This is a genomic window from Evtepia sp., from assembly GCF_056797215.1.
The window spans coordinates 1-24,282 of the sequence record NZ_JBQILM010000012.1 but is presented as its reverse complement, the minus strand read 5'-3'; the positions used below and the strand labels follow the sequence as shown (position 1 = coordinate 24,282).

The 24,282-nt window shown below is 62.9% G+C and carries 21 protein-coding genes and 1 riboswitch; of the genes, 6 read left to right on the top strand and 15 right to left on the bottom strand.

Translation table 11 applies throughout. The annotated features are described in order from the left end of the window. Nucleotides 1-29 precede the first annotated feature (29 nt). From leuS to ACTOZL_RS04070, 15 genes are all read right to left on the bottom strand, one after another. Nucleotides 30-2,444 carry a leucine--tRNA ligase gene (gene leuS, locus ACTOZL_RS04140; RefSeq protein WP_482476847.1) on the bottom strand — a complete coding sequence of 805 codons (2,415 nt, stop codon included), beginning with the start codon at nucleotides 2,442-2,444 and terminating at the stop codon, nucleotides 30-32. Nucleotides 2,445-2,466: 22 nt separating this feature from the next. Further along, the gene (gene rsfS / locus ACTOZL_RS04135) at nucleotides 2,467-2,847 is read right to left on the bottom strand and encodes a ribosome silencing factor (RefSeq protein WP_482476822.1); all 381 of its coding nucleotides are present in this window, start codon (nucleotides 2,845-2,847) and stop codon (nucleotides 2,467-2,469) included. 49 nt (nucleotides 2,848-2,896) lie between these two features. Then, entirely contained in the window at nucleotides 2,897-4,504 is a 1,608-nt protein-coding gene (locus tag ACTOZL_RS04130; protein WP_482476821.1) for an LCP family protein, read from the bottom strand. Further along, nucleotides 4,501-5,709, bottom strand: coding sequence for a bis(5'-nucleosyl)-tetraphosphatase (symmetrical) YqeK (gene yqeK / locus ACTOZL_RS04125; protein ID WP_482476820.1), 1,209 nt, complete (start codon nucleotides 5,707-5,709; stop codon nucleotides 4,501-4,503). The genes ACTOZL_RS04130 and yqeK overlap by 4 nt, the downstream gene beginning before the upstream one ends. Nucleotides 5,710-5,758: 49 nt before the next feature. Beyond that, the gene (locus ACTOZL_RS04120; protein WP_482476819.1) at nucleotides 5,759-6,079 is read right to left on the bottom strand and encodes a YhbY family RNA-binding protein; all 321 of its coding nucleotides are present in this window, start codon (nucleotides 6,077-6,079) and stop codon (nucleotides 5,759-5,761) included. Next, on the bottom strand, nucleotides 6,063-6,662 hold the full coding sequence (locus tag ACTOZL_RS04115; protein WP_482476818.1) for an XTP/dITP diphosphatase: 600 nt from the start codon (nucleotides 6,660-6,662) through the stop codon (nucleotides 6,063-6,065). Before ACTOZL_RS04115 ends, ACTOZL_RS04120 begins: the two co-directional genes overlap by 17 nt. Nucleotides 6,663-6,692: 30 nt before the next feature. After that, the gene (gene ftsY, locus ACTOZL_RS04110; protein WP_482476817.1) at nucleotides 6,693-7,559 is read right to left on the bottom strand and encodes a signal recognition particle-docking protein FtsY; all 867 of its coding nucleotides are present in this window, start codon (nucleotides 7,557-7,559) and stop codon (nucleotides 6,693-6,695) included. Nucleotides 7,560-7,573: 14 nt separating this feature from the next. After that, the gene (locus ACTOZL_RS04105; RefSeq protein WP_482476816.1) at nucleotides 7,574-10,699 is read right to left on the bottom strand and encodes an AAA family ATPase; all 3,126 of its coding nucleotides are present in this window, start codon (nucleotides 10,697-10,699) and stop codon (nucleotides 7,574-7,576) included. A gap of 302 nt (nucleotides 10,700-11,001) precedes the next feature. Further along, complete coding sequence (locus ACTOZL_RS04100; RefSeq protein ID WP_482476815.1) at nucleotides 11,002-12,225, bottom strand: ammonium transporter family protein; 1,224 nt, start codon at nucleotides 12,223-12,225, stop codon at nucleotides 11,002-11,004. 176 nt (nucleotides 12,226-12,401) lie between these two features. Then, entirely contained in the window at nucleotides 12,402-14,813 is a 2,412-nt protein-coding gene (locus ACTOZL_RS04095; RefSeq protein ID WP_482476814.1) for a homocysteine S-methyltransferase family protein, read from the bottom strand. Between the two features lie 24 nt (nucleotides 14,814-14,837). Continuing rightward, nucleotides 14,838-15,449 carry a hypothetical protein gene (locus ACTOZL_RS04090; protein ID WP_482476813.1) on the bottom strand — a complete coding sequence of 204 codons (612 nt, stop codon included), beginning with the start codon at nucleotides 15,447-15,449 and terminating at the stop codon, nucleotides 14,838-14,840. After that, entirely contained in the window at nucleotides 15,446-16,312 is an 867-nt protein-coding gene (locus ACTOZL_RS04085) for a methylenetetrahydrofolate reductase (protein ID WP_482476812.1), read from the bottom strand. Before ACTOZL_RS04085 ends, ACTOZL_RS04090 begins: the two co-directional genes overlap by 4 nt. After that, nucleotides 16,302-17,858 carry an O-antigen ligase family protein gene (locus tag ACTOZL_RS04080; RefSeq protein ID WP_482476811.1) on the bottom strand — a complete coding sequence of 519 codons (1,557 nt, stop codon included), beginning with the start codon at nucleotides 17,856-17,858 and terminating at the stop codon, nucleotides 16,302-16,304. Before ACTOZL_RS04080 ends, ACTOZL_RS04085 begins: the two co-directional genes overlap by 11 nt. A gap of 205 nt (nucleotides 17,859-18,063) precedes the next feature. Continuing rightward, nucleotides 18,064-19,245 (bottom strand): methionine adenosyltransferase, encoded by a 1,182-nt coding sequence (gene metK / locus ACTOZL_RS04075; protein WP_482476810.1) that lies wholly within the window; start codon nucleotides 19,243-19,245, stop codon nucleotides 18,064-18,066. A gap of 47 nt (nucleotides 19,246-19,292) precedes the next feature. After that, nucleotides 19,293-20,534 carry an adenosylhomocysteinase gene (locus ACTOZL_RS04070; protein WP_482476809.1) on the bottom strand — a complete coding sequence of 414 codons (1,242 nt, stop codon included), beginning with the start codon at nucleotides 20,532-20,534 and terminating at the stop codon, nucleotides 19,293-19,295. Nucleotides 20,535-20,647: 113 nt separating this feature from the next. Beyond that, a riboswitch (SAM riboswitch) is annotated at nucleotides 20,648-20,736 on the bottom strand. A gap of 395 nt (nucleotides 20,737-21,131) precedes the next feature. Between ACTOZL_RS04070 and ACTOZL_RS04065 the strand changes: the two genes are divergently transcribed. The 6 genes from ACTOZL_RS04065 to ACTOZL_RS04040 form a co-directional block, all read left to right on the top strand. Next, entirely contained in the window at nucleotides 21,132-22,010 is an 879-nt protein-coding gene (locus ACTOZL_RS04065; RefSeq protein WP_482476846.1) for a rhomboid family intramembrane serine protease, read from the top strand. A gap of 27 nt (nucleotides 22,011-22,037) precedes the next feature. Continuing rightward, nucleotides 22,038-22,430, top strand: coding sequence for a cytidine deaminase (locus ACTOZL_RS04060; RefSeq protein WP_482476808.1), 393 nt, complete (start codon nucleotides 22,038-22,040; stop codon nucleotides 22,428-22,430). 47 nt (nucleotides 22,431-22,477) lie between these two features. Continuing rightward, the gene (locus ACTOZL_RS04055) at nucleotides 22,478-23,089 is read left to right on the top strand and encodes a DapH/DapD/GlmU-related protein (protein ID WP_482476807.1); all 612 of its coding nucleotides are present in this window, start codon (nucleotides 22,478-22,480) and stop codon (nucleotides 23,087-23,089) included. Between the two features lie 2 nt (nucleotides 23,090-23,091). Beyond that, on the top strand, nucleotides 23,092-23,385 hold the full coding sequence (locus ACTOZL_RS04050) for a nucleotidyltransferase family protein (RefSeq protein ID WP_482476806.1): 294 nt from the start codon (nucleotides 23,092-23,094) through the stop codon (nucleotides 23,383-23,385). Next, nucleotides 23,375-23,698, top strand: coding sequence for a HepT-like ribonuclease domain-containing protein (locus tag ACTOZL_RS04045; protein WP_482476805.1), 324 nt, complete (start codon nucleotides 23,375-23,377; stop codon nucleotides 23,696-23,698). The genes ACTOZL_RS04050 and ACTOZL_RS04045 overlap by 11 nt, the downstream gene beginning before the upstream one ends. Before the next feature lie 159 nt (nucleotides 23,699-23,857). Then, the coding region (locus ACTOZL_RS04040) for a hypothetical protein (protein WP_482476804.1) at nucleotides 23,858-24,282 on the top strand (425 nt) is incomplete at its 3' end.

Genomic DNA, 24,282 nt, shown 5'->3' with positions numbered 1-24,282 from the left:
GACATTCGGCCAGGAAACTTCTCGTCCCCTTATTTCAGGATCAAATTCACCAGCTTATCCGGCACGTGGATGCACTTCACCAGGGCCTTCCCCTCCATGAGCTTGGCGATTTTGCTGTCCGCCTTCACCACGTCCAGGACCGCGTCCTGGTCGCTGCCGGCGGGCACGGTGACGGTGGTCTTGAGCTTGCCGCCCACCTGCACCGCAATGGTGACCTCCGCGGAGACGGTCTTGCTCAGGTCGTATTTGGGCCAAGGGGAGGTGCTGGCGAAGCCGTCAAAGCCCTGCTGCTCCCACAGCTCGTCCGCCAGGTGGGGGGCGAAGGGGGAGAGGAGTTGGAGCATGGTGTGGAACTCCCCTTGGTTGACGCCCTTGTCATAGAACTGGTTGGTCAGGCTCATGAGGGCGGCGATGGCGGTGTTGAACTTCATGTTCTCAATGTCGTCCCCCACCTTCTTGATGGTCTTGTGGAGGAGGGCCTCGTTCTCGGCGCTGTAAGCCTCCCCGGGCTTCACCTGGGGCACCAGGTTCCAAATGCGGTCCAGGAAGCGCTTGCAGCCCTTCACGGCGTTGTCGGACCAGGCAGCGGCTTTTTCAAAGTCCCCGATGAACATGATATACATGCGCATGGTATCCGCGCCGTACTGGGCCACCACGTCGTTGGGGTTGACCACATTGCCCCGGGACTTGGACATCTTCTCCCCGCCCTCGCCCAGGATCATACCGTGGCTGGTGCGCTTGCGGTAGGGCTCCGCGAAGGGCACCACACCGATATCATAGAGGAACTTATGCCAGAAGCGGGAGTAGAGCAGGTGCAGGGTGGTGTGCTCCATGCCGCCGTTGTACCAGTCCACTTGGCCCCAATAGTCCAGGGCCTCCTTGGAGGCCAGGGCCTTCTGGTTGTGGGGGTCCATATAGCGCAGGAAGTACCAGGAGGAGCCTGCCCACTGGGGCATGGTGTCCGTCTCCCGCTGGGCAGGGCCGCCGCAGCAGGGGCAGGTGGTGTTCACCCACTCCGTCATGGGGGCCAGGGGGGATTCCCCGGTGTCTGTGGGCTCATAGCTCTCCACCTCCGGCAGGAGCAGGGGGAGCTGGTCCTCAGGCAGGGGCACCCAGCCGCACTTCTCACAGTGGACCAGGGGGATGGGTTCTCCCCAATAGCGCTGGCGGGAGAACACCCAGTCCCGGAGCTTATAGTTCACCTTGGCCACGCCGATGCCCTTTTCCTCCAACCACTTGGTGATGGCGGGGATGGCGTCCTTCACGGTGAGGCCGTTGATGAAGTCGGAGTTGACCAGAATCCCGGTTTCGTCCTTGGCGGTGAAGGCGGCTTTCTGCACGTCCTCCCCCCCGGAGACCACCTCGATGATCTCGCAGCCGAATTTTTTGGCGAACTCCCAGTCCCGGTCGTCGTGGGCAGGCACGGCCATGATGGCCCCGGTGCCGTAGGTGGCCAGGACGTAGTCGGAGATGAAGATGGGAATCTCCTTGCCATTGACGGGGTTGATGCCCTTCACGCCGTCCAGGCACACGCCGCTCTTCTCCTTGTTCAGCTCTGTGCGCTCCAAGTCAGATTTGGAGGCGGCGGCCTTTTGATAGTCCGTGACCTCCTGGGCATTCTTCAACAGGCCCGCATCCATCCACTTGCGCAGATAGGCATGCTCCGGGGAGAGGACCATATAAGTGGCGCCGAAGAGGGTATCGGGGCGGGTGGTGAAGACCACGATGTCGTCCCCGGTGGTGGCCCTGAAGGTGACCTCCGCGCCGGTGGAACGGCCGATCCAGTTGCGCTGCTGGATCTTCACCCGCTCAATGAAGTCCAGGCCGTCCAGGTCGTCAATCAGCCGCTGGGCATACTCGGTGATCTTCAGCATCCACTGGCTCTTCTCCTTGCGGATGACGGCGGAGCCGCAGCGCTCGCAGACCCCCTCCACCACCTCCTCGTTGGCCAGGACACACTTGCAGGAGGTACACCAGTTCACAGGCATGGTGGCCTTATAGGCCAGGCCCTTCTGGAAGAGTTTTAGGAAAATCCATTGGGTCCAGTGGTAGTATTGGGGGTCGGTGGTGTCCACCACCCGGTCCCAGTCGAAGGAGTAGCCCAGCAGCTTCAGCTGTGCGGTGAAGTTGGCAATGTTGTCCTTGGTCACCTGGGCGGGGTGGATGTGGTTTTTGATGGCGTAGTTCTCTGTGGGCAGGCCAAAGGCGTCATAGCCCATGGGGAAGAGGACATTATAGCCGTCCATGCGCCGCTTCCGGGCCACCACGTCCATGGCGGTGTAAGGCCGGGCGTGGCCCACGTGGAGGCCCTGGCCGGAGGGGTAGGGGAACTCCACCAGGGCGTAATATTTGGGCTTGTCCCCGCCGGTCTCGGCGTGGTAGCAGTTCTCCTGGTCCCAGCGCTGCTGCCATTTGCGCTCAATGCGGTTAAACTCGTATTTCAATCCAATCACGCTTCCTCAATCGTTATTGTTGTGGTATCCACTGCTTACCCCCGGTAAGCACATCGCTGATATCCACCTTCTTGGCGTCCTGCCACAGGCGGTCCAGGTCATAAAACTCCCGGGCTTCTGGGGAGAAAAGGTGGAGCACCACGTCCCCATAGTCCTGTAGAATCCAGGTGCCGCCCCGGTGCCCCTCCACATGGTGGGGGAGGATGTCGTTCTCCTTCATGCTCCGCTCCGCCGCGTCTGCCAGGGCTTTCAACTGGGGGGCGGAGGTGCCGGTGCACAGGACGAAGTAGTCGCTCAGGGTGGTCAGGCCATCGGTCTCCAACAGGAGGATGTCCTGGCCCTTCTTGCTGTCCAGGGCCCGGACCAGCAGCAGTGCCATCTCTTTCGGTGTCATAGCTATCCTTCCTTTCTCATCGCGGTGTCTGCGATGGTGGCGGTCCTTCTCATGTCTCACTGCCACCCTCTGTTCCGCCGCCGCCGGAGGGCCCCGTCGGGGGCTGGGGGGCGGGGTCCGGGGACGGCTCAGAGGGCGGGTCCGGCGGGGTGGGGGGCTCTGGCGGGTCTGGGCTCTCAATGCCGCTGCCGCCGTTGCCTTCGTTGCCGCTGCCGTTGTTGTCCCCGCCGCCATTGTTGTTTCCACTGCCATTGTTGTTGCCGTTGTTCCCCTCGTTGCCGCTGCCCTGGCTGCCGCTGCTGCCCGGTTCATTTTCCGGGGGCTTCGGGCTGGGCTTGGTGGAATTGGAGGTATTGTTCCCCGCCGCGTCCCCGGTGCCCACCACGTCGGAGGTCCCCACATTGGACTCATCGTGGCTGCCGCCGCTGGACGCTGCGTTGCCTCCGGTGCGGCCCACGTCGGAACCGGTGATCACGTGCTGCATTTCTGTGGTGATCTGGGTCAGGTAGGGGTTCATAAACTGGTTCACCAGCTCCAACAGGCCCACGGCGTCAGCGAACACATAGGACTGGTAATTCTTATAGGTGTTGCTCCAAACGCTGCCGGTGTAATCCCCTGGCAGGCTGTGGAAGCGGATGCCGTCTGTGGCCATCCCCAGGGCCTTTTCCCCGAACCAGATCATCTCGCCATAGTTCAGGTTGCTGGTGAGGTTCTTGTCCACGATGCTGGCAATCTGCCGCAGCTTGGGCAGGTTCCCCAGGCGCACCATCTGGCTGGCTACGGCCTTCAAAAAGCTCTGCTGGACTTCCACCCGGCCGATATCCCCCACGGAGAGGGACTCGCCCATGTTGTTCTTGCGCCAGCGCAGCAGGCGCACCGCGTCCTCTCCATCCAGGTGCTGCTGCCCCTTCTGGAAGTGGATATATAGGTCCTGGGTAAAGTCCTCATAGTCCATGTTGTAGGGCACGTCGTAGTCCACCCCGCCAATGGCATCCACCAGCTCCTCCACGGCGTCCAGCTCTACCACGAAGTAATAGTCGGGCTTGTAGCCGATGAGGTCTTTCACCTCGTCCAGAAGGCCTTCAATGCCGTTGCGGTTATACACGGAGTTGATTTTTTTGATCTCCCACGGCACGTCCACCAGGGTGTCCCGGAAGATGCTCAGCACATCCAGGGTGCCCTGCTGGGTGTCGAAACAGCCCACCATGATGGTGTCGGTGTTCCCCCCGCCGCCGTCGTCCCGGCCTACCAGGAGGAAGGTGTACACCCCTTCCTTGCGTCCCGCCCCCAGCAAGCCGGGGTGGATGCCCTCGCTGTTGGCCTGGGTGGTGCCGGGCACCTCCGGGGGCCGGACCAGGACCTTGTGGGCCACCAGGGCCCCGGCTACGATCACCGCCAGCACCAGCAGGACAATCAGCCAGACCTTGCGCTTTTTGCCCCGTTTTTCTTTCCGGTCAGCATAGTCGGCGTAGTAGCCATACATATCATAATTATCCCCGGAACGGCGGCGCTGCCGGGGTGCCTCCCGGCTCCCCCGGTATCTCCCCTCGTCCCGCTGGCCGTGCTGGGCCTCCCGGTAGCCTTGGCGCTGGATGCGCTGGCGGGAGCGTTCCTCCCGTTCCCGCTGCCGGGATTCCTCTTCGGAAAAACGCTTCATGACAGCCGCCCCCTCAGTTCATCCCGGGTGCTCAGGGTATTGGGGTGGACAATGGCGCCCTTCTCCTTGAGCTCCTCCATGGTCATTTCCAGGCCCAGGACCATGGCCCGGTCCAGGTCGGTCCACACCAGCCGGCGCAGCTCCTCCACCCCCTCAAAGTCCCGGGAGGGCTCCATGTAGTCCGCCAGGTAGAGGATTTTGTCAAAGGTGCTCATCCCCGGCTTCCCGGTGGTGTGGCAGTCGATGGCGTCACATACCTTCTCCGGTTCCCCGAACACATGCCGGGCCAGGGCGGCCCCGGTCTTGGAGTGGAGGAATTTGACCCCCTCCCGCTCCATGGGGTCTAAGTACACGTTGTATTTCTCACAGGCCGCCAGCTGCTCTTCCAGGGTCCAATACTTGGTGCAGTCGTGGAGGATGGCCGCCCGGCGTGCCTGGTCTGGGTCCTCGCCCCAGAACTTCGCCAGGGCCACGGCGGTCTCCTCGGTGCCCTTGATGTGGGGCAGGCGCTTGGCCTTCACCATGGAGTAGGACACCGCCCGGAGGTGCTTGTCGCTCAGCTGCTTCATGTCCGCCTGGGTGCCAAAGAGCCCTTGGCGCAGGATGTAGCCATACACCGGGGTCCAGAGGAATTGGCCGGGGTCCACATTGCCCCCGTTCCACTCCGCCGCCAGCATCCGCCGCAGGTCCCGGGAGGACAGCTCCATCACCTGGGGCAGGTCGATGATGGTGGTGCGGGCGTGGAAGCGCCGCTCCAAGTTTTCGCTCTGCTCCTGGAACATCTCCCCGGTGTCCTCGTGGTTCCGGGAAAAGGCGGCCACCCCGGCATACTGGAAAATCCGCTCGGGCTGGTACCAGTTCTCAATGGTCAAGAACATATCCGTGCCCATGAGCAGCCACAGCTCGTCCCCGGGGAAGCTCTGGTGGAGCTGCTCCAAGGTGTCGGCGGTGTAGCTCTTGCCCTCCCGGTTCAGTTCCAGGTCTGATGCCTCCGCCTTGGGCCCCAGGCCGTCGGCCATGAGGTCGGCCATCTCCAAGCGCTGCTGGGGGCTGGCGGCGTCGGCGGGCAAGCCCTTGTGGGGGGGCTCCTGGTCGGGGATGATCAACAAGCGGTCCAGTTCTAGCTGGTCCATCGCCGCACGGGCTGCCGCCATGTGGGCCAGGTGGGGCGGGTCGAAGGTCCCGCCATAGATTCCAATTTTCACGTTCCGTCTCACCTGCTTTGTTTCTGTGATAGTTGTGTGTCTTGTCTCTTTATGGCTTTCTCGCCGCCTTCACCAGGACGATGGGGTCCTTGCGGTCCTTGCGGTGGCTGTGGCGGTAGAGGACAAATTTCGTGCCGATCACCTGCACCGGCTCGCTGCGGGTGCGGCGGGCCAGCTCCTGGCAGGCCTCCTTGGGGGTGAGCATGGCGTTTTCCAACACCCGGCACTTGATGAGCTCCCGGGCCTCCAAGGCCTCGTTGGCCTGCTTGACCAGGTTATCCCCCAGGCCGTCCTTGCCGATGTGGACAATGGTGTCCAGGCCGTTGGCCAGCGCCCTGAGCTGGGCCCGCTGTTTACTTGTCAATTCCATAGGGTGCGTTCTCCCATTCTTTCTGAAACTTGCGCAGGGCCTGTCCCCGGTGGGAGAGGCCGTTCTTCTCCTCAGGGGAGAGCTGCGCCATGGTCTTGCCCAGCTGGGGCAGGTAGAATACCGGGTCATAGCCGAAGCCCCCGGCCCCTTGGGCCTCCTGGGCCACCACGCCGGGGCACTCCCCCCGGGCCATCAGCTCCCCCCCGTCGGGGAAGGCGCAGCAGATGACGCAGACAAAGCGGCAGGCCCGGTCTGTCTGCCCCTCCATATTGTTCAGCAGGAGCTGCCAGCGGCCGCTGTCGTCCAGCCCTGGCCCCCCGTAGCGGGCGGAGTACACGCCGGGGGCGCCGTCCAGGGCGTCCACCATCAGGCCGGAGTCGTCGGCAATGGCGGGCAGGCCGGTGGCCTCCATCACAGCCCGGGCCTTGAGGCGGGCGTTCTCCTCAAAGGTGGTACCGGTCTCCTCCACCTCCAGGTCCACCCCCGCCTCCTGCTGGGAGAGGACTTCCACCCCCAGCTCCCCTAAGATGGCTTGGAGCTCCGCGATTTTTTTCTTGTTCTGGCTGGCGAGCACAGCGCGCATGGCTGTCGCCTCCTTCTCGTTCTCATTTGGTCAAATCAATGCCTGGACAAATTCCTGGGCGTCGAAGGGCTGCAAGTCCTCCACGCCCTCCCCCAGGCCTACGAACTTCACCGGCAGGCCCAGCTCCCGGGCAATGGCCAGGACGATGCCTCCCTTGGCGGTGCCGTCCAGCTTGGTGAGGACGATGCCGGTGATCCCGGCGCTCTCCCCAAACTGCTTGGCCTGGATGAGGCCGTTTTGCCCGGTGGTGGCGTCCAGCACCAGCAGGACTTCACAGCTCCCCTCCGGGCACTCCCGGTCCACCACCCGGCGGATTTTGTTCAGCTCGTTCATCAGGTTCTGCTTGTTGTGGAGCCGTCCGGCGGTGTCCACCAGCACCACGTCCGCCCGTCTCGCCCGGGCGGCGTTCATGGCGTCAAAGACCACCGCGGCGGGGTCAGAGCCCTGCTCATGGCGGATCACATCCACCTGGACCCGGTCGGCCCAGACGGACAGCTGGTCGGCGGCGGCGGCCCGGAAGGTATCCGCCGCGGCCAGGAGGACCCGCTTGCCCTCCCCTTTCAACCGCTGGGACAGCTTGCCAATGGTGGTGGTTTTCCCCGCGCCGTTGACGCCGATCATCAGCACCACCGCCGGGGTCCCGGAGAGGTCTAGCTCCGTCTCCCCCACGTTGAGCATCTCCGCCAGCAGGCCCCGGAGGCAGTCTTTCACCGCCTCGGGCTCTCGGAGCTTCTCCTCCTTCACCCGCTTGCGAAGCTGTTCCACCGCCTCCAAGGCGGCGTCCATGCCCATGTCGGAGAGGATCAAGCCCTCCTCCAACTCCTCATAGAAGTCCTCGTCGATGGCGGAAAAGGCAGAAAATACGTTCAGCTTCTTGATCTTATCGAAAAATCCCATATAGGGTCTCCCTTCTAGTCTTGCTTCTTCCCCAGCAGGGCTTCCGCCTGGGCCAGGTCCAGCATCAGCACCTGGCTCACCCCCTGGTGCTCCATGGTCACCCCGTAGAGCACATCCGCCCCCTCCATGGTGGAGCGGCGGTGGGTGATCAGGATGAACTGGGTCGCCCCGGCCATGGAGCGCAGGCAGTGGATGAAGCGCTGGCCGTTGGCCTCGTCCAGGGCGGCTTCCACCTCGTCCACCACGCAGAAGGGGGTGGGGTGGACCTCCAAAATGGCAAAATACAAGGCGATGGCCACCAGGGCCCGTTCCCCGCCGGAGAGCAGGCTAATGGTCCGCAGGCTCTTCCCCGGGGGCTGGACCTGGATGTCAATGCCGCAGTTGAGTACATCCTCCGGGTCCTCCAACGCCAAGCTCCCCTGGCCGCCGCCAAAGAGGCGGACAAAACTGGCGGAAAAGGCCGTCTGGATTTTTGCAAATTCCTGGCGGAAGATATCCTCCATCTCCTGGGTGATCCCGGCGATGATCCCTTCCAGCTCCTGACGGGCGGTCTCCACGTCGGTCTTTTGCCCAAAGAGGTAGGTATAGCGCTCCTCCACCCGCTGGAACTCCTCCACCGCCCCCAGGTTCACCCGCCCCAGGGCCCGGATGGCCTCCTTTAGGCGGCCCACCTGGGCGTTGGCGTCCCGCCCTTCCAGGGGGACGCGGATGGCCTGGGCGGCCTGGTGGCTGAGGCCGTAGCCGTCCCACAGGCGGTCCAGAAGGCGCTTTTCCTCCATCTCCGCCTGTAGCTTTTTCTGTTCCAGGGCCGCGGCCTCCCGTTGGAGGCGCAGTTGGGCCTCGTTGGCCTCCCGGGCTTCCCGCTCCGTCTGGCTGCGGCTGCGTTCCAGTTCCAGCTTCCCGGCGGCGTGGCGGCCCAGGGCCTGGGCCACCCCCTGCCGTTCCGCCTCCAAGGCCTCTGCCTGGGCTTCCAGCTGGGCCAATTCCTCCTGGTGCCCTTGGTTCTCCTGGCCGTAGACTGCCAAGGCCCCCTCATCTCGGTGCAGGGCGCTGGCGGCGGCGGAACGCTGGGCGCTGAGCTGTTCCAGCAGCAGGGCAAAGCTGCGCCGCTCTGCCTGGACACTGGCCAGCTCCGCCCGGAGGGCGCTGAACCGCTCGTTGTCCTCCGCCCCCTCCTGAAGCTCTGGGGCCTCCGGGGCCTGTTCCAACGCTTCCAGCTCTGCCGCTGCCGCCTGGGTGGCGGTACGGGCATCCGCTAAGGCGGCTTCGCTCTGGCGCAAGGCCCCCTGGGCCTGGGCCAGCTCCTGGCGGAGGCTCTCCTCCTGGGCACTGCGGGACAGGACGCCCCCCCGCCGGTTCACGGAACCGCCGGTCATGGAGCCCCCGGGGCGGAGGATTTCCCCGTCCAGGGTGACCACCGGGAAGCGGTAGCCCCGCTTCTTGGCCAGGCGCACCCCGTCCTCCAAGGCCTCCACCACCACCGTCCTGCCCAATAAGGACTGGGCGGCTTTTCTACAGGCTTCCGGGCAGTCCACCAAATCAGCGGCAATGGCCAGGTAGCCCGGTTCTCTCTCTATGCCCTCCTCCCGCAAAATTGCGGGGCGCAGGGCGGTCAAGGGCAGACAGGTGACCCGTCCGCCGTCTCGTCTCTTCAAATACTGTAAAACAGCCTTACCGGCCTCCTCGTGCTCCACCAGCAGGTTTTGCAACGCCCCACCCAAGGCGGTCTCCAGGGCCACGGTGTAGCGGGCATCGGTGTGGAACAGCTCCCCCACCGGGCCCAGGACCCCATGGAGCCCACCCCGCCGGGCCTGGGACATGGCAGTTTTGACCCCCTTGGTGTAGCCCTCATAGACCCGGGACAGCTCTGAGAGCATGGACAAGCGGTCGTCCAGCGCCTGGGCCTCCATGCGCCGGGAGAGCCAGGCCTCCTGGGCCTGCTTTTCCAGGCGGCGGCACTGGTCCAGGCGTTCCTTTTGGCGGCCCAGGGCCTGCTGCCGCTCTTGGTTGCGCTGGGCCCGGCTGTGCTGGGCCCGGCGCATGGCCTCCTGGGCTTGGCCTAAGGCATCCCGCCCTGCCTGCTCCCGCTGTTCCAGGCCTTGGGCCTGGTCCCGGCGCTGTTCCAGTTGGGCATCTAGCTGCGCCAGGGCGCTGCGCTGCTCTTCCAAGCTCCCTTGGAGCCGGGCGGCAGATTGCTTGTTCTGGCGGATGCGCTCCTCCAACAGCACGCTGCGCTGGCGGGCAGCCCGCAAGGCCTCCTCCCGCTGGGCCAAGCTGCCCCGGAGCTGCTCCCCCTTGGCCTCCACCTCCGCCAGTTGGGCGGAGAGGGCCTCGGCCTTGGCGTAGAGCTGGTCGGTGGCCCCGGCGCTCTCCTGGGCCTGGTGGCGGACGGCCTCAAAATCGGCCCGGGCCTTGGCGGCGGCGGCGCGGTGGCCGTCCAGCTTGTCCATCCACAGGGAGACTTCCAACACCTTCAACTCCTCTTGGAGGGCCAGGTATTTGGTGGCCTTTTCCGCCTGCTCCTTTAGCGGGGCCCGTTGGAGTTCCAACTCCTCTAGCTTGTCGCCAATGCGCAGCAGGTTTTCCTGGGTGCGTTCCAGCTTGCGTTCTGTCTCCTCCTTCTGGTGGCGGCAGCGGGAGATGCCCGCGGCCTCCTCGAAGATTTCCCGGCGCTGGGTGCTCTTGGCGGAGAGGATTTCGTCGATCTTCCCCTGGCCGATGAGGGCGTAGCCCTCCTGACCCAGGCCGGTGTCCATGAACAGGGTGTTGACATCCCGCAGGCGCACCTGCTGACCGTTGAGGGCGTATTCGCTCTCCCCGGAGCGGTAGTACCGCCGGGTGACGGTGACCTCGTCGCCGCCATCGGGGAGCATCCCGCTGCAGTGGTCCAGGGTCAGGGACACCTGGGCAAAGCCCTGGCGCTTGCGCAGCCGGGTGCCGCCAAAAATGACGTCCTCCATGCGCCCGCCTCGGAGCTGCTTCACCGATTGTTCCCCCAGCACCCAGCGGATGGCATCGGAGATATTGGACTTGCCGCTGCCGTTGGGGCCCACCACGGCGGTGAGGGGATGGTCGAAGGAGAGGACCGTTTTATCCGGGAATGATTTGAATCCCTGCAATTCCAGCGTCTTGAGGCGCACGGCCCTCCTCCTCTCCCAAATTAGTGTTTTACAGTTTATTATACCAATTTAGTGGCGGTTTTGCAACGGGGAAATCGACGACTGTTTTGCCGGGAAGAAGGGGCAGCGTTTCCCTATACATTGATTGTTCTGTGCAGCGTAGCGGCAAACCACAGGGGGACGTCTATTTCCAGATATTCCAGCGGGGCCTTGCAGATCAAACACTCTTCTTTCACAGACGAACCCTCCTATTTTGTTTCATGCACAAACGAGCAAACGCCGCCGGAACCCCGGCGGCGTTTCTGTTATCGTTCCCAGAAGCCTTACAGCTCCACGACTTCCTCCACTTCCTCTTCCACGAAGAAGTCGCTCTCGTCGTTGTAGGTGTCCTCCTTGGTGCCAAAGAAACCCAGGATACCCCCGGTGATGCGGCCTAGGATCAGGCCCACCACCACGGTGGTCACCACCGCGCCCACCTGGGCACCTACGTTGTGGTTGATGCCGATGGCGAACAGGCCGCCCAGCAGGCCGGGCATCCCGTGGAGGTTATGCACACCGCAGGTGTCCGTGCCCCGGATGAGCTTGCTGATCCGGGGGGCGATGAGGGAGAAGCCCAGGGTGCTCAGGGTACCGGCACAGATGCCAATGAACATGGCAAACCCGGGGCTGGCGGTGGAGCACACGGAGCCGATGCACACGCCGCCGGCCAGGGCCGCGTTGGCAATGTCCTCCACCTCAATCTTCCCACGGATGAGCTTGGTGAAGATGTAGGTGGCCAGGGTGGAGCCGCACAGGGCCAGGACGGTATTCAGGGCCGTCAGGTAGGTGCGCTCCGGGGAGGCCACAGAGCTGGTGAAGGAGGGCCAGAACAGCCACAGCACCATGCTGCCCAAGAGGCAGAACTCGTTGCTGACTTTGTTGGTCTTGGGGGCGGGCTTGTTCTTGAACTTCCGGTCCGTGGTCGCCACCACCCCCAGGCCGAAGTAAGCGCCAAAGGCATGGATGGCCACAGAGCCGCCGGTGTCCAAAAAGCCCCGGAACACGCCGCTCTCCAAGAGCAGCCATTCATTGAAGATATAGCCCACGGTGAACAGGATAGCCAGGATAAAATACTGGTCCATCTTCAGCCGCCCCAGCACGGCCCCCATGCAGATCAGCAGGCTGGCCGCGGCGAACTCCGCGAAGAGGAAGCCGCTGATGTTCATCACCTGGTACTCCCCTGGCAGGAAGCTCTTGGCCGCCATGTACACGGGGATGGCGATGCTCACCGCCAGGAAGGTGGCCGTCAGGGAGGAGAACTCATGGCCCCGGAGGAACACCATCAGGAAGCCGAAGCCCACCAGGAGCATGGCCAGGATGTGGATGCTTCTGGTGTAGTTCACCGCGTCAAAAATGGTCTGGGTGGTGCCGTCCAAATTCTCCATGGGGACGAGCCCCGCCATCCCGGTCTCCACGCCCTCGTTCACGGACGGGAAGAAGCCCATGGACAAGGCGACGGTGATCAGGAGGAAGATAATGAGCAGCCCAACGCTTTTGTTGGATTTCATTGCGATACACGATCCTCTCTTAGTAATCTAACGGGAAGAAAAACCTCCGTTTTGACCCACGGCCTCCGGCGGGGTACGCCACGGGCCACCGGGCTTTTCTTCAACTATAGAGACTAACACCATTTATTTTCTCTGTCAACTACTTCAAGGGAAAAAACGTGGGGGGCTTGCTTTTTTCACCCCTCCCCCAGGACTTCCTGGGCATAGTGTACCGTCTCCATGGCGTCCCTGGCGTAGCGGTCGGCGTGGATGCTCTGGGCATACTCCCCGGTGATCACCGCGCCCCCTACCACCACCTTGCAGGGCAATCCCGCCGCCCGGAGCTGGCGGATGGTCTCCGCCATGTAAGGCGCGGTGGTGGTCATCAGGGCGGAGAGGCCCACCAGGGGGACGCCGTGCTCCCGAACCGCCGCCACAATGGCCTCCGGGGCCACGTCCTTCCCCAGGTCCAGGACCCGGAAGCGGTAGCTCTCCAGGAGCACCTTGACGATATTCTTCCCGATGTCGTGGATATCCCCCTTCACCGTGGCCAGCAGGATCTGGGGGGCCCCGGTGCCCTCTCCCGCCGGGAGGTACTCCTTCAACCGCTGGAAGGCCGCCTTGGCCGCCTCGGCGCTCATGAGCAGCTGGGGCAGGAACAGCGTCCCCTTTTCAAAGCCCTGGCCTACCTGGTCCAAGGCGGGGACCAGCTCATGGTTGATGATGTCCAAAATCTCCCGGCCACTCTCTGCCAGGGCCTTGGCCTGGGCCGCCGCCTGCTCTTGCAGGCCCTTGCACACCGATGCCTTGAGGCCCTGTTCCTCCCTAGGGGCGGCGGAAGCGGCGGGGGCGGCGGGGGCGGCCGCCGTGGGGGCCACCGTCCCTTGGAAGGCGGCCATATACGCCTGGCAGTTCTCGTCCAAACCCTGCAACGCCCGGTAGGCCCGGAACGCGCCCATCATCGGCTCGCTGAGGGGGTTGATGATGGCGCCATCCAACCCCTGCTCCAAGGCCATGGTGAAGAAGGCCTGGTTGAGCAGCTCCCGCCGGGGCAGGCCGAAGGACACGTTGGACACCCCCAGGGCCGTCTTGACCCCCAGGGCTGTCTTGGCCCGGCGGAGGGTTTCCAGGGTCACCTGGGCGTTGTCCGCCCCGGCACTGACGGGCATGGTCAGCCCGTCCACCAACAGCTCCCGCCGGGGGATGCCCAGGGCCTGCGCCCGCTGGACGATTTTTTCCGCAATGGCCACCCGCCCCTCCGCCGTGGGGGGGATGCCCGTATCGTCCAGGGTCAGGCACACCAGGCCCCCGCCGTACTTTTTCACCAGGGGGAGGATGGCGTTCAAACTCTCCTCCTTGCCGTTGACGGAGTTGATAAGGGGCTTTCCGTTGTACCGCCGCAGGGCCCGTTCCATGGCCACCGGGTCGGAGCTGTCCAGCTGCAAGGGCAGGCCGGTGACGGCCTGGATGGCCTCCATGGTCTGGGTGAGCACCGCTGGTTCGTCCAAGCCCGGCAGCCCCACGTTTACGTCCAGGATGTGCGCCCCCGCCTCCTCCTGCTTCAAGGCCTCATTGAGGACATAGCCGCTGTCCCCCTCCCGGAGGGCGGCTTGGAGCTTTTTCTTCCCAGTGGGGTTGATGCGCTCCCCAATGATCACAGGGTCCTTCCCGTCCAGGGCCACCGCCTGGCAGTAAGAGGAGATGAACAGGGTGTCCTTCTCCTCCACCTTGGGCAGGGGGATGGCCTGGGTGGCCTGGATGAGGGCGGACAGATGCGCCGGGGTGGTGCCGCAGCAGCCCCCCAGGAGGGTGGCCATGGGGGCCAAGGCCGCCAACTGGGCCGCAAAGTCTGAGGGGGCCAGGTCATACACCGCCTTGCCCTCCAAGCTCCGGGGCAGTCCCGCGTTGGGCTGGAAGAACAGGGGGGTGGAGCTGTCTGCCCAGAGGGCCTGCGCCACGTCAGTGAGCTCTTTGGGCCCCAGGCCGCAGTTCAGGCCGATGGCGTCCACCCCCAAGCCCTCCAACAGGGCCACCGCCCCCCGGGGGGAACCCCCGGTGAGGAGCTTGCCGCTGCCGTCGAAGATCAGGCTGGCAAAAATGGGCAGGCTGCTGTTCTCCTTGGCCGCCACCACGGCAGCTTTCATCTCGTAGAGGTCGCTGATGGTCTCGATGAGGATGCAGTCCGCCCCTGCCCCCTGGGCGGCCCGGATGGGCTCTGCCAAGAGGGCCACGGCGTCCTCAAAATCCAGGTCCCCGTAGGGCTTCAACAGCTTCCCGGTGGGGCCGATGTCGGCGCAGACATAGCCATCGCTGACCCCCTCCGCCGCCATAGCGGCCCGGACATTCTCCACCGCCGCCGTCACCACTTGGGCGGGGGTGAGGCCGTAGGGGGCCAGCTTGGGGGCGGTGGCGCCGAAGGTGTTGGTGGTGATGAGGCGGCACCCCGCCTGAAGGTAAGCCCGGTGGACCCCCTGCACCGCCGTGGGGTTCTCCACACTCCACACATCCGGCAGCAAGCCCTCTGGCAGCCCTGCCCCTTGGAGCATACTCCCCATGCCGCCGTCGAAGTAGAGACGGCGGGTTTTCAGTTCTTCTAACAGGGGCTTCATAAGCGCCCCCCTTTCTCTCGGAATCTATCCCGCCCGGAAGGGGCAGTCGGTTTTGTTGCAGCCCATACAGCGCTGGCCGCAGTGCTCCCCTGGCCGGTCACTGAGCCCCACCAGGGCGGTGACGGATTTCTCCGGGGCCAGCATCCCCCCGGCGGTGAGGGTGAGCCCCAGGCGGCGGGGGGCGTCCAGGAGGGCAAGCACCTGGGCCTGGGCTGCCAGGGGCCAGTCCCCATAGCCGGGGCTGAAGGGGGCGGTCAAATATACCCCCGGCCCCAGCTCCGGCAGCAGGGCGGCGCAGTACTCCTCACACAGCGTATCCAGCCAAGTGGCGCACACCGCCTGTCCCACCGCCGCCTTGGCCATGTTCTGGGCTCCCCAGCGGCGCAGGAGGCGGTCCGCCTCCGCCCCCAGGGTCACAGCGTAGAGGACGCCCTCCTGGCAGTGGCGCAGGTGATGGTCCAGGTCCCGGCTCTGCCCGGCAAAAAGAGAACGGGACAGCCGCCGCCCCAGGCTTCGGGGGGTGGCTGCCGCCGTCAACTCCGCCTCACATTGCCGGGCATACGCCGCCACCTCCGCCGGGAGGGGGGCGGCGCCATAGCCCAGGTAGCGGGCAATCTCCCGCTGGGAAAGGCTCACCGGCCCAGCACCTTGGCCAGGTTCTCGCTGAGGGCCCTGGCCACATCGGGCTTATTCATCACGTACACGTGGACGCCCTGAACCCCATTGGCCACCAGGTCCACAATCTGCTCCGCGGCGTACACCACCCCCGCCTGCTTCATGGCGTCGGGGCGTTCCCGGAACTTGTCCAGGATCATCCGGAAGCGGTAGGGCAGGGTGGTGCCGGACAGGCGCAGGATGCGCTGGATTTGGGCGGCGTTGGTGACGGGCATCACCCCCGCCAGCACCGGCACCGTAATCCCCAGGGCCCGGGCCCGGTAGAGGAAGCTATACAGGGCGCTGTTGTCAAAAAACATCTGGGTGGTTAAAAAGTCCACCCCCCGGTCCACCTTTTCCTTCAGGTGGACCAGGTCCTCCCCCTGGCTGTGGCATTCCACATGCCCCTCCGGATAGCAGGCCGCGCCGATGGTGAAGCCCCCGAACCCGCGAATTTCCTCCACCAGGGAGGCGGCGTAGCGGTAGTCCCGGGGGGCGGCGGGGTCGTAGTCCTCTGGGTAGTCCCCCCGGAGGGCCAGGATATTTTCAATCCCCGCCCTTTGGAGCTTTTCCAGCTCCTGTTGAATCCGTGCCCGGTCGGAGGACACGCAGGTCAGGTGCGCCAGGGCAGGGACCCCCTGGCGCTGGACGATCTCCGCAATCTGGGCGGTGTAGTCGGAGGTGCCGCCCCCTGCGCCGTAGGTAACGCTCATGAAGTCGGGCTTCAGCTGGGCGATCTGTTCCACCGCGCTGCCCACCGAGCCAAAGTCCCCGTCCTTTTTCGGGGGGAACACCTCGAAGGAGAGGGTAACTCCCCCCTCTTTCCACAGGGTATCAAGTCTCATGGCTCGCCTCCACGCCCCGGGCCCCCTGCTCCCGGAGGGCCAGCCGGGCCGCTGCCAGGATCAGGGCGCAGACGAACCAGAACACCAGCATCACCCGGGGGTAGCTCCAAGGGAAGTCCGCCATGCCAGACACCATGACCCCCAGCACCCCGGCGCTGGCCCCGATGATGGCCATACGGCACTGGATGCCGGCCTTGGCCATGGCACGGATGCCGGTTTTGATGCTCCAAACGATGCCGCCCACAAAGGCGATGAGGGCCACAATGCCCATTTCACACCAGACCTGAAGGTAGATGTTGTGGCAGTGGACGAAGCGGTCATAGCCCTTGAAGAGCTGCAGATCCGCCACCGCCTCCCGGAGGGCCTCCACCCCCAGGCCGCAGCCTACGATGGGGTGGAGACGGATATAGTCAATGGCCGCCTGGTAGACGGGGAAGCGGCTGCTGATGGCGGTGTCCGAGGTGTTGAAAATGGACAGCGCCCGGTTGAGGATGGTTTCCGGCAGGAAGGACACCCCCACCGCCGCAACCACAAGGGCCACAGGGACCAGCTTGGGCTTCCACAGCAGCAGGAACAGGAACACTGCCACCAGCAGGCCCACCCAGTTGGCCCGGGAATAGGTCATCAGCAGGGTCATCAAGCCCGCCGCCGCGCTGAAAAAGCCCAGAAAACGGCCCAGCCAGCCGGGGCAGGAGAGCATATAGCCCACCGCCACGGGGATCAGCAGCAGCAGCACAGAGCCAAAGGCGTTGGGGTTGTCGTAAAAGCCAAAGACCCGGCCGGGCATCCCGGCGTTGGCCGTCTGGTCCACCATCATGGCGTCCACCTCCACCCCCTGGATGCGCTGGACGATGCCCCCCAGGGCCATCACCAGCAGGGCCAGGGAGGCCGCCCCCATAAGCCGTTGCAGCTGTTCCCGCCGCTCCACCACGCTGACCACAATCACCACACAGAGGATGCAGGTGATGTAGTAGAGCAAAAAGCGGGTGGAGAGGGCCCGGTAAGAGGACAGGGCCCAGGACACTGGGACCAGGCAGAAGAACGCCATCAGCCAGGGGCCCAGGGAGGCCAGGTCGATGCGCCAGCCAGGGCGGCGCATCCCGGTGAAGAACAGAAGCAAGGTACACAGCATCAGAATGGCGAAGCTGTAGCCGTTGCTCCACTTCTCATAGGGGATGACCATGATGGCCAGCATCACCCAGCCCAGCAGGAAGGACTCCTGCTCCGCCACGGAAATCCCCAAATCCGCAAAGAAGCTCCCCTCCATGGGGCTCTTCAGCTTGCGGTACAGGAACTGCAAAAAGCGCACGGGGAGGTTCACAATGGCCGTCAGCAGGCGGCACAGGCCGCTGTCCCCCCAGGCCTGGGAGAGCTTTCCCTCCCGGCTGAGGAAGTACACCATGGCACTGCCTTGGCCCCAGCGCCGGCAAGCGGCGGCGAAGCCACGGAGGAGTTTTGCCACACAGCTGGTGTCATAGGTCCGGCACAGGGTCAGCCACAGGGGGGCAAGCCAGGTGCATAGGACGCTGTTTTTTACGATTTCCACGGCATCACATCCTTTTCTCTTTTAGTATGGGGGCCTCGTTCCTGCGGAACATCGGCAGGCGAAGCCTTGGGTTTTGCGGGCTCCGCCCGCACCCGGCAGAGGCTCTGCCTCTGCACTCCGCCACCTTGGTGGTGTCACGCTGCGCCGGTTCGCGACGGCTCCGCGCTTCGGCTCAAAAAGGTGGACGAAAACTTTAATCTTTGCTTTACTTACAGGCTGCTTTCAACTGCTCCGCCCGGTCGGTTTTTTCCCAGGCCACCCCCAGGTCCTCCCGGCCCATGTGCCCGTATGCGGCCAGCTTGTGGTAGATGGGCTTTTGCAGCCCCAGGTCCCGGATGATGGCGGTGGGGCGCAGGTCGAAGGTCTTGCGCACGGCCTCTTCCAGGACGCTGTCCGCCACGGTGCCGGTGCCGAAGGTGTCCACCAGGATGGACACCGGCTGGGCCACGCCGATGGCGTAGGCAAGCTGAATCTGGCAGCGCTTGGCCAGGCCAGCAGCCACCACGGTCTTGGCCACCCAGCGGGCGGCGTAGGCGGCGGAGCGGTCCACCTTGGTGGGGTCCTTGCCGGAGAAGGCGCCGCCGCCGTGGGGAGCGCTGCCGCCGTAGGTGTCCACAATGATCTTCCGGCCGGTGAGGCCGGTGTCCCCCTGGGGCCCGCCAATGACGAAGCGGCCGGTGGGGTTGACGTAAATTTTGGTGTCCTTATCCATGAGGTTGGCGGGGACGGTGGGGCGGATCACCAGCTCGATCATGTCCCGGCGGATCTTATCTAGCTGCACCTCCGGGCTGTGCTGGGTGGAGAGGACCACAGTGTCCACCCGGACAGGCTGGTTGTGCTCGTCATACTCCACAGTTACCTGGGTCTTGCCGTCGGGGCGCAGGTAGGCCGCGTCCCCGTTCTTGCGTACTTCTGCCAGGCGCTTGGCCATTTTGTGGGCCAGGGAGATGGCCAGGGGCATCAGCTCCGGGGTCTCGTCGCAGGCATAGCCGAACATCATGCCCTGGTCCCCGGCGCCGTTGTCCAGGCCGTCTCCGCCCTCCTCCTTGGCCTCCAGGGATTTGTCCACCCCCAGGGCGATATCCGCGCTCTGCTCATCAATGTTGACGATGATGCCGCAGGTGTCGCAGTCAAAGCCGTACTTGGCCCGGTCGTAGCCGATTTCCCGGATGGTCTCCCGGGCGACTTTGGAGAAGTCCACAAAGCAAGTGGTGCTGATCTCCCCCATGATATGGATGAGGCCGGTGGACGCGGTGGTCTCGCAGGCCACCCGCCCCAGGGGGTCCTGGGCCAGGATGGCGTCCAGGATGGCGTCAGAGACCTGGTCGCAAATTTTGTCGGGATGTCCCTCTGTCACGGACTCCGAGGTAAAAAATCTATGGCTCATAATTGGGTATCCTCCTACTTGATGCTATGTATGGCTTGGCTCTTTGCTTACACTGACCAGCTATTCAAATACTTCTCCTGCTCGGGGGTCAATGTGTCGATGGCCAGCCCTTGGGCCGCCAGCTTGGCACGGCCAATCTGGTCATCGATGCTCTCGGGGATGGGGTAGACCTTCTTTTCCAGCCCCGTCTGCTTGCTGATCCACTCCGCCGCCAGGGCCTGGACGGCAAAGGACATATCCATGATCTCCGCCGGGTGGCCGTTGCCGGAGGCCAGGTTCACCAGGCGGCCCTCTGCCAGGACGTTCAGGGTGCGGCCATTGGGCAGGGTATAGCCCATGATGTTCTCCCGGCGCAGCTTGCTCTCGGTGGCCATCTCCCGCAGGGCGGCCACTGCCACCTCACAGTCGAAGTGGCCGGCGTTGGAGAGCAGGGCGTTGTCCTTCATCTTTTCAAAGTGCCGGGGGGTAATGACGTCCTTGCAGCCGGTAACGGTGACGAATACGTCCCCCAAGGGGGCGGCCTCGTCCATGGTCATGACCCGGAAGCCGTTCATGGTGGCGTCCAGGGCCTTGAAGGGGTCGATCTCTGTGACGATCACATTGGCTCCCATGCCCGCGGCCCGCATGGCCACACCCTTGCCGCACCAGCCGTACCCGGCCACCACCACGGTCTTGCCGGCCACCACCAGGTTGGTGGTGTGCATGATGCCATCCCACACAGACTGGCCGGTGCCGTACTTGTTGTCGTAATAGTGCTTGGCCTTGGCGTCGTTCACCGCCATCATGGGGCAGGGGAGAATCCCCTCCCGCTCCCGGGCCTTGAGGCGCAGGATGCCGGTGGTGGTCTCCTCACAGCCCCCCAGGAGGCAGTCGGCATAGTCCTTGCACTTGCCCCCCAGCAGTTCGATGAGGTCCCCGCCGTCGTCAATGACAATGTGGGGGTGGCAGGAGAGGGTTTTGGTCAAGTGCTCCTCATACTCCTCTGGGGTGGCCCCATAGATGCCAAAGGTCTCCACCCCCAGGCTTGCCAGCCCGGCCGCTACGTCGTCCTGGGTGGACAGGGGGTTGGAGCCGGTGAGGTACACCTCCGCGCCCCCCTGGGAGAGGACATACCCCAGGTTGGCGGTCTTGGCTTCCAGGTGGACGGACACGGCGATCCGCAACCCCTGGAAGGGTTCTTCTTTCTGGAATCGGGCTTCAATCTGGGACAGGGCCGGCATAAAATCCCGCACCCAGTCGATTTTTCTCCGGCCGGATTCGGCCAAGGACATGTCTTTGACGATGCTCATACGTATATTCTCCTTTCGTTTTTATAGAAATCCCCGTGAAAAATGCCTGCATTTTTCACGCATTAAAAAAGAGGCCACCCAAAGGAAGCCTCACTCGCGGGACGCGGCGCTCTCCCTTATCGCTGTTAGCAGAACCACCTTGCCCAAGGGCAGGTTGGTGTGGGGTCACGGAGCTAACTCTCTCACCCACTCTTGATAAATGCGCTCGTATTCAATTACAGGCAGCCTCAGCTGCTTGCTAGATTATACAACCATCCCCCGAAAAAGGCAAGCGCTTTTTTTCGCCACTTTTTTCGGGCAAACCCAGGGCTTGCACAGGGGCGGCGGGATCGGGTATAATGGGAGAAATACGCAACGCTCCGGCAAAGTGCCGAAGAAACTGTTTTGGCGCCATTCCTGGCGTCCCGCCTGAACGAGGTACAGGATATAAGGGGGCGCAATACTGGGTACAGCAATCATCCAACGATTGTTCACAGTTTTTCCCTAGACTTTCCGCCAGAAAACGGGTATAATACCCGCAACGTGGCATAGATTCCCTGCCCACGTGCCCATTTCATCATCGTTTGACAACGAAGGAGGTCATGCCCTTTGCGCGCTATGCAGCAATGGCTGGATCGGTTCTGCCACAAGCATCCCCGCCTGAGCATCCCCGGCTTGATGCGGTACATCGTCATCGGCAGTGTTGTGGTTTTCCTGCTGGACATGTTTTCTATGGGAGGAACGGGGCTTGCCTCTAGCTTGCTCTCCTTCCGCCTGGACAGCATCCTGCACGGCCAGGTCTGGCGGCTGATTACGTTTATCTTCGTGCCCTATTCCAGCCGGAATATCTTCCTCTTCGCCATCACCCTGTACTTCTACTACTTCATCGGCACCGCCTTGGAACGGGAGTGGGGGTCCAACAAGTTCACCATCTTTTACCTCTTCGGGGTGGTGCTGAACATCCTGTTGGGCTTTCTGCTGGGTACGGCGTCCATGTACTATGTGAACATGTCCATGTTCTTCGCCTTTGCCACCCTGTATCCAAACTTACAGTTCCTGCTCTTCTTCATCATCCCGGTCAAGGCCAAGTGGCTGGCGTGGATTGACGCGGCGTTCTTTGGCATCTCCATTCTTCAGATGATGCTGGCGGGGCACCCCCTCTACGCCTTGGTCCCGGTGGTGGCCGTGCTGAACTACCTGCTCTTCTTCGCCGCCGACATTGTGGATGGCGTCTCCAACCTGCGCCGGCAGGCCCAGTACCGGGCCCAGACCCGGCCGGGGCACAGCAACCAATACAACCGCAGCTACAGCGGCCCCAAGGTGGTGAATTTCCACGGCAAGGGCGCCCAGACCAAGGGGGAGTATTTACACAAGTGCGCCGTGTGCGGCAAGACTGACGCCTCGGACCCCGGCATGGAGTTCCGCTACTGCTCCCGCTGCAACGGCTACTATTGCTATTGCAGCGACCACATCAACAGCCATGTCCATATCCAGTAAGCACGCAAAACAAGGAGGTGCCAGTCTATGACCGACCATGCGTTGGTAGAGCAGGCCTTTGCCATGCTGGAACGGGCCTACGTGCCCTATTCCCACTTCCCCGTAGGGGCAGCCTTGGAGGGGGAGGACGGCAAGGTCTACACCGGCTGCAACGTGGAAAACGCCGCCTACGGCTCCTGTATCTGTGCTGAGCGCACAGCGCTGGTGAAAGCCGTCAGCGAGGGTTGCCAAAGCTTCCGCCGCCTGGCGGTGGTGGGCAACAGCACAGACTACTGCTGGCCCTGCGGGTCCTGCCGGCAGATGCTCTATGAATTCGCCCCGGAGCTAGAGGTCCTGGTGGCAAAAAAGGATCACAGCTTTGTCAAGTACCGTCTCCGGGAGCTTCTCCCCCAGGGCTTCGGCCCAACCTCTCTGGGGTGAGATCCTCTCCTGTGTTCCCAGTGCCTAAGAAAAAAAGGAGGGCTAGTATGGATCTACAGGAGTATTTACGCCTTATGTCCAGCGGCACGCCCATTCAGGGCGGCGGGGAGCTCCATCAGTTCATGCGGGAGCTCAACGAGCAGGCCATGCGTTTGACCTGTGAACTCAACAGCAAGTACCACACCCAAGAGGAAATCCGGGCGCTCTTCTCCCAGATCGTCGGCAAGCCGGTGGACAAGAGCTTCCGCCTCTTCCCACCCTTCTACACCAACTGCGGCAAGCACATCACCGTGGGTAAGCGGGTGTTCATCAACACCGGCTGCCACTTCCATGACCAGGGGGGGATCGTCTTAGGCGACGGAGCGCTGCTGGGCAGCAACGTGGTCCTCACCACAGTAAACCACGATTTCGACCCGGAAAAGCGCTCCACCGCTTACCCCTCCCCCATTGTACTGGGGAAGAACGTATGGATCGGTGCTAGCGTCACCGTGGTTCCCGGGGTGTGTATCGGGGACGGGGCCATCGTGGGGGCGGGGGCAGTGGTCACCAAGGATGTGCCCCCCAACACCATCGTAGCCGGGGTGCCCGCCCGGATCATCCGGGAGATCCACCCAGGGGACCGGCCCAAACTGCGGAGGATTTTAACGGAGGGGATTTGAGCATGCTTTCCAGTCTATCTGATGTTCGAACAACGCTTTCCCCGGTCTTTGACGCCTATGGCATTTCACGCGCCATTCTCTTTGGTTCCCTGGCCAAGGGCACTTCCGATAAAAACAGTGACCTGGACCTGCTGGTGGACAGCAGCCTGCGGGGCCTGCAATTTGTTCGCTTTATGGAGGCCGTCCGGCAGGCAGCCGGGATGCCAGTCGATGTCTTTGATATCAAGCACATTGAGGCAGGGTCCCGAATCGACCAAGAGATTCGTTCCACCGGAGTGACGATTTATGAAAAATAATATCTTGGTGCAAAAGCTGCATCGGTATACGCAAAAGTTGATAGACTATTGTGACGGATATACCTACAACAGCTTTCAATCGGATACCAAGCTGGTAGAGGCCTGTGTCTTTAATCTCAGCCAGATGGGTGAACTGTGCCACACGGCGGATGCTGACTTTACGAAAGCGCATCCTGAAATTCCGTGGGCTGAGTTGTACGGCCTGCGAAACCGTATTGTCCATGATTACGACGGTGTCAATCTAAGGCTTGTATGGGAAATCATCAGTGAGGATATTCCCCTGTTGCGAGACATCCTACAACAGCTTATTTGAAAAACCTGGCAAGAGGCCTACCGGCACCTTGCCAGGTTTTCTTTTTTCTTCTTGCTACGCCAAACAATAATTTATTATCGTTTTTCGATAATAAATTATTGACATACGATTCTCCCTGCGTTATACTATCCTCATCAAAGAGAAAAGGGAGGATTCATTATGAAACTCGGATTTGAACGTATGTCCCGTTGGGCCCGTATATTTTCGTCATTGTTTGAGCTTACCCAGTGGCTTGGTGCTGGCTATGCCTTCGTCCTGGCAGCCGCTACGATCTGGTTGGATGCATCCGCTTTCCTTGAAGTTACACAAGTGCTCGTGCCAGGGCTTGCCCCGCCTGTCCCCGTTGCCATCCTGATTACCTACGCTCTGTATGTTTCCATGTTCTTTGGCTGTGTCCTCACGGCAAAAATATGGCAGTACATTCGTAAGATTTTTGAAATCAGCGCAGGCAATGCCCCGGCTTCTATCGGGCCCACCCCCTTCCAGCAGGAAAATGTACGCTTGTTGAAAAAAATCGCGTCCTATGCTATCATCATACAACTCATCAACGTGGCCTATCTCCTTATCCGCATTTTCTCCGCTGC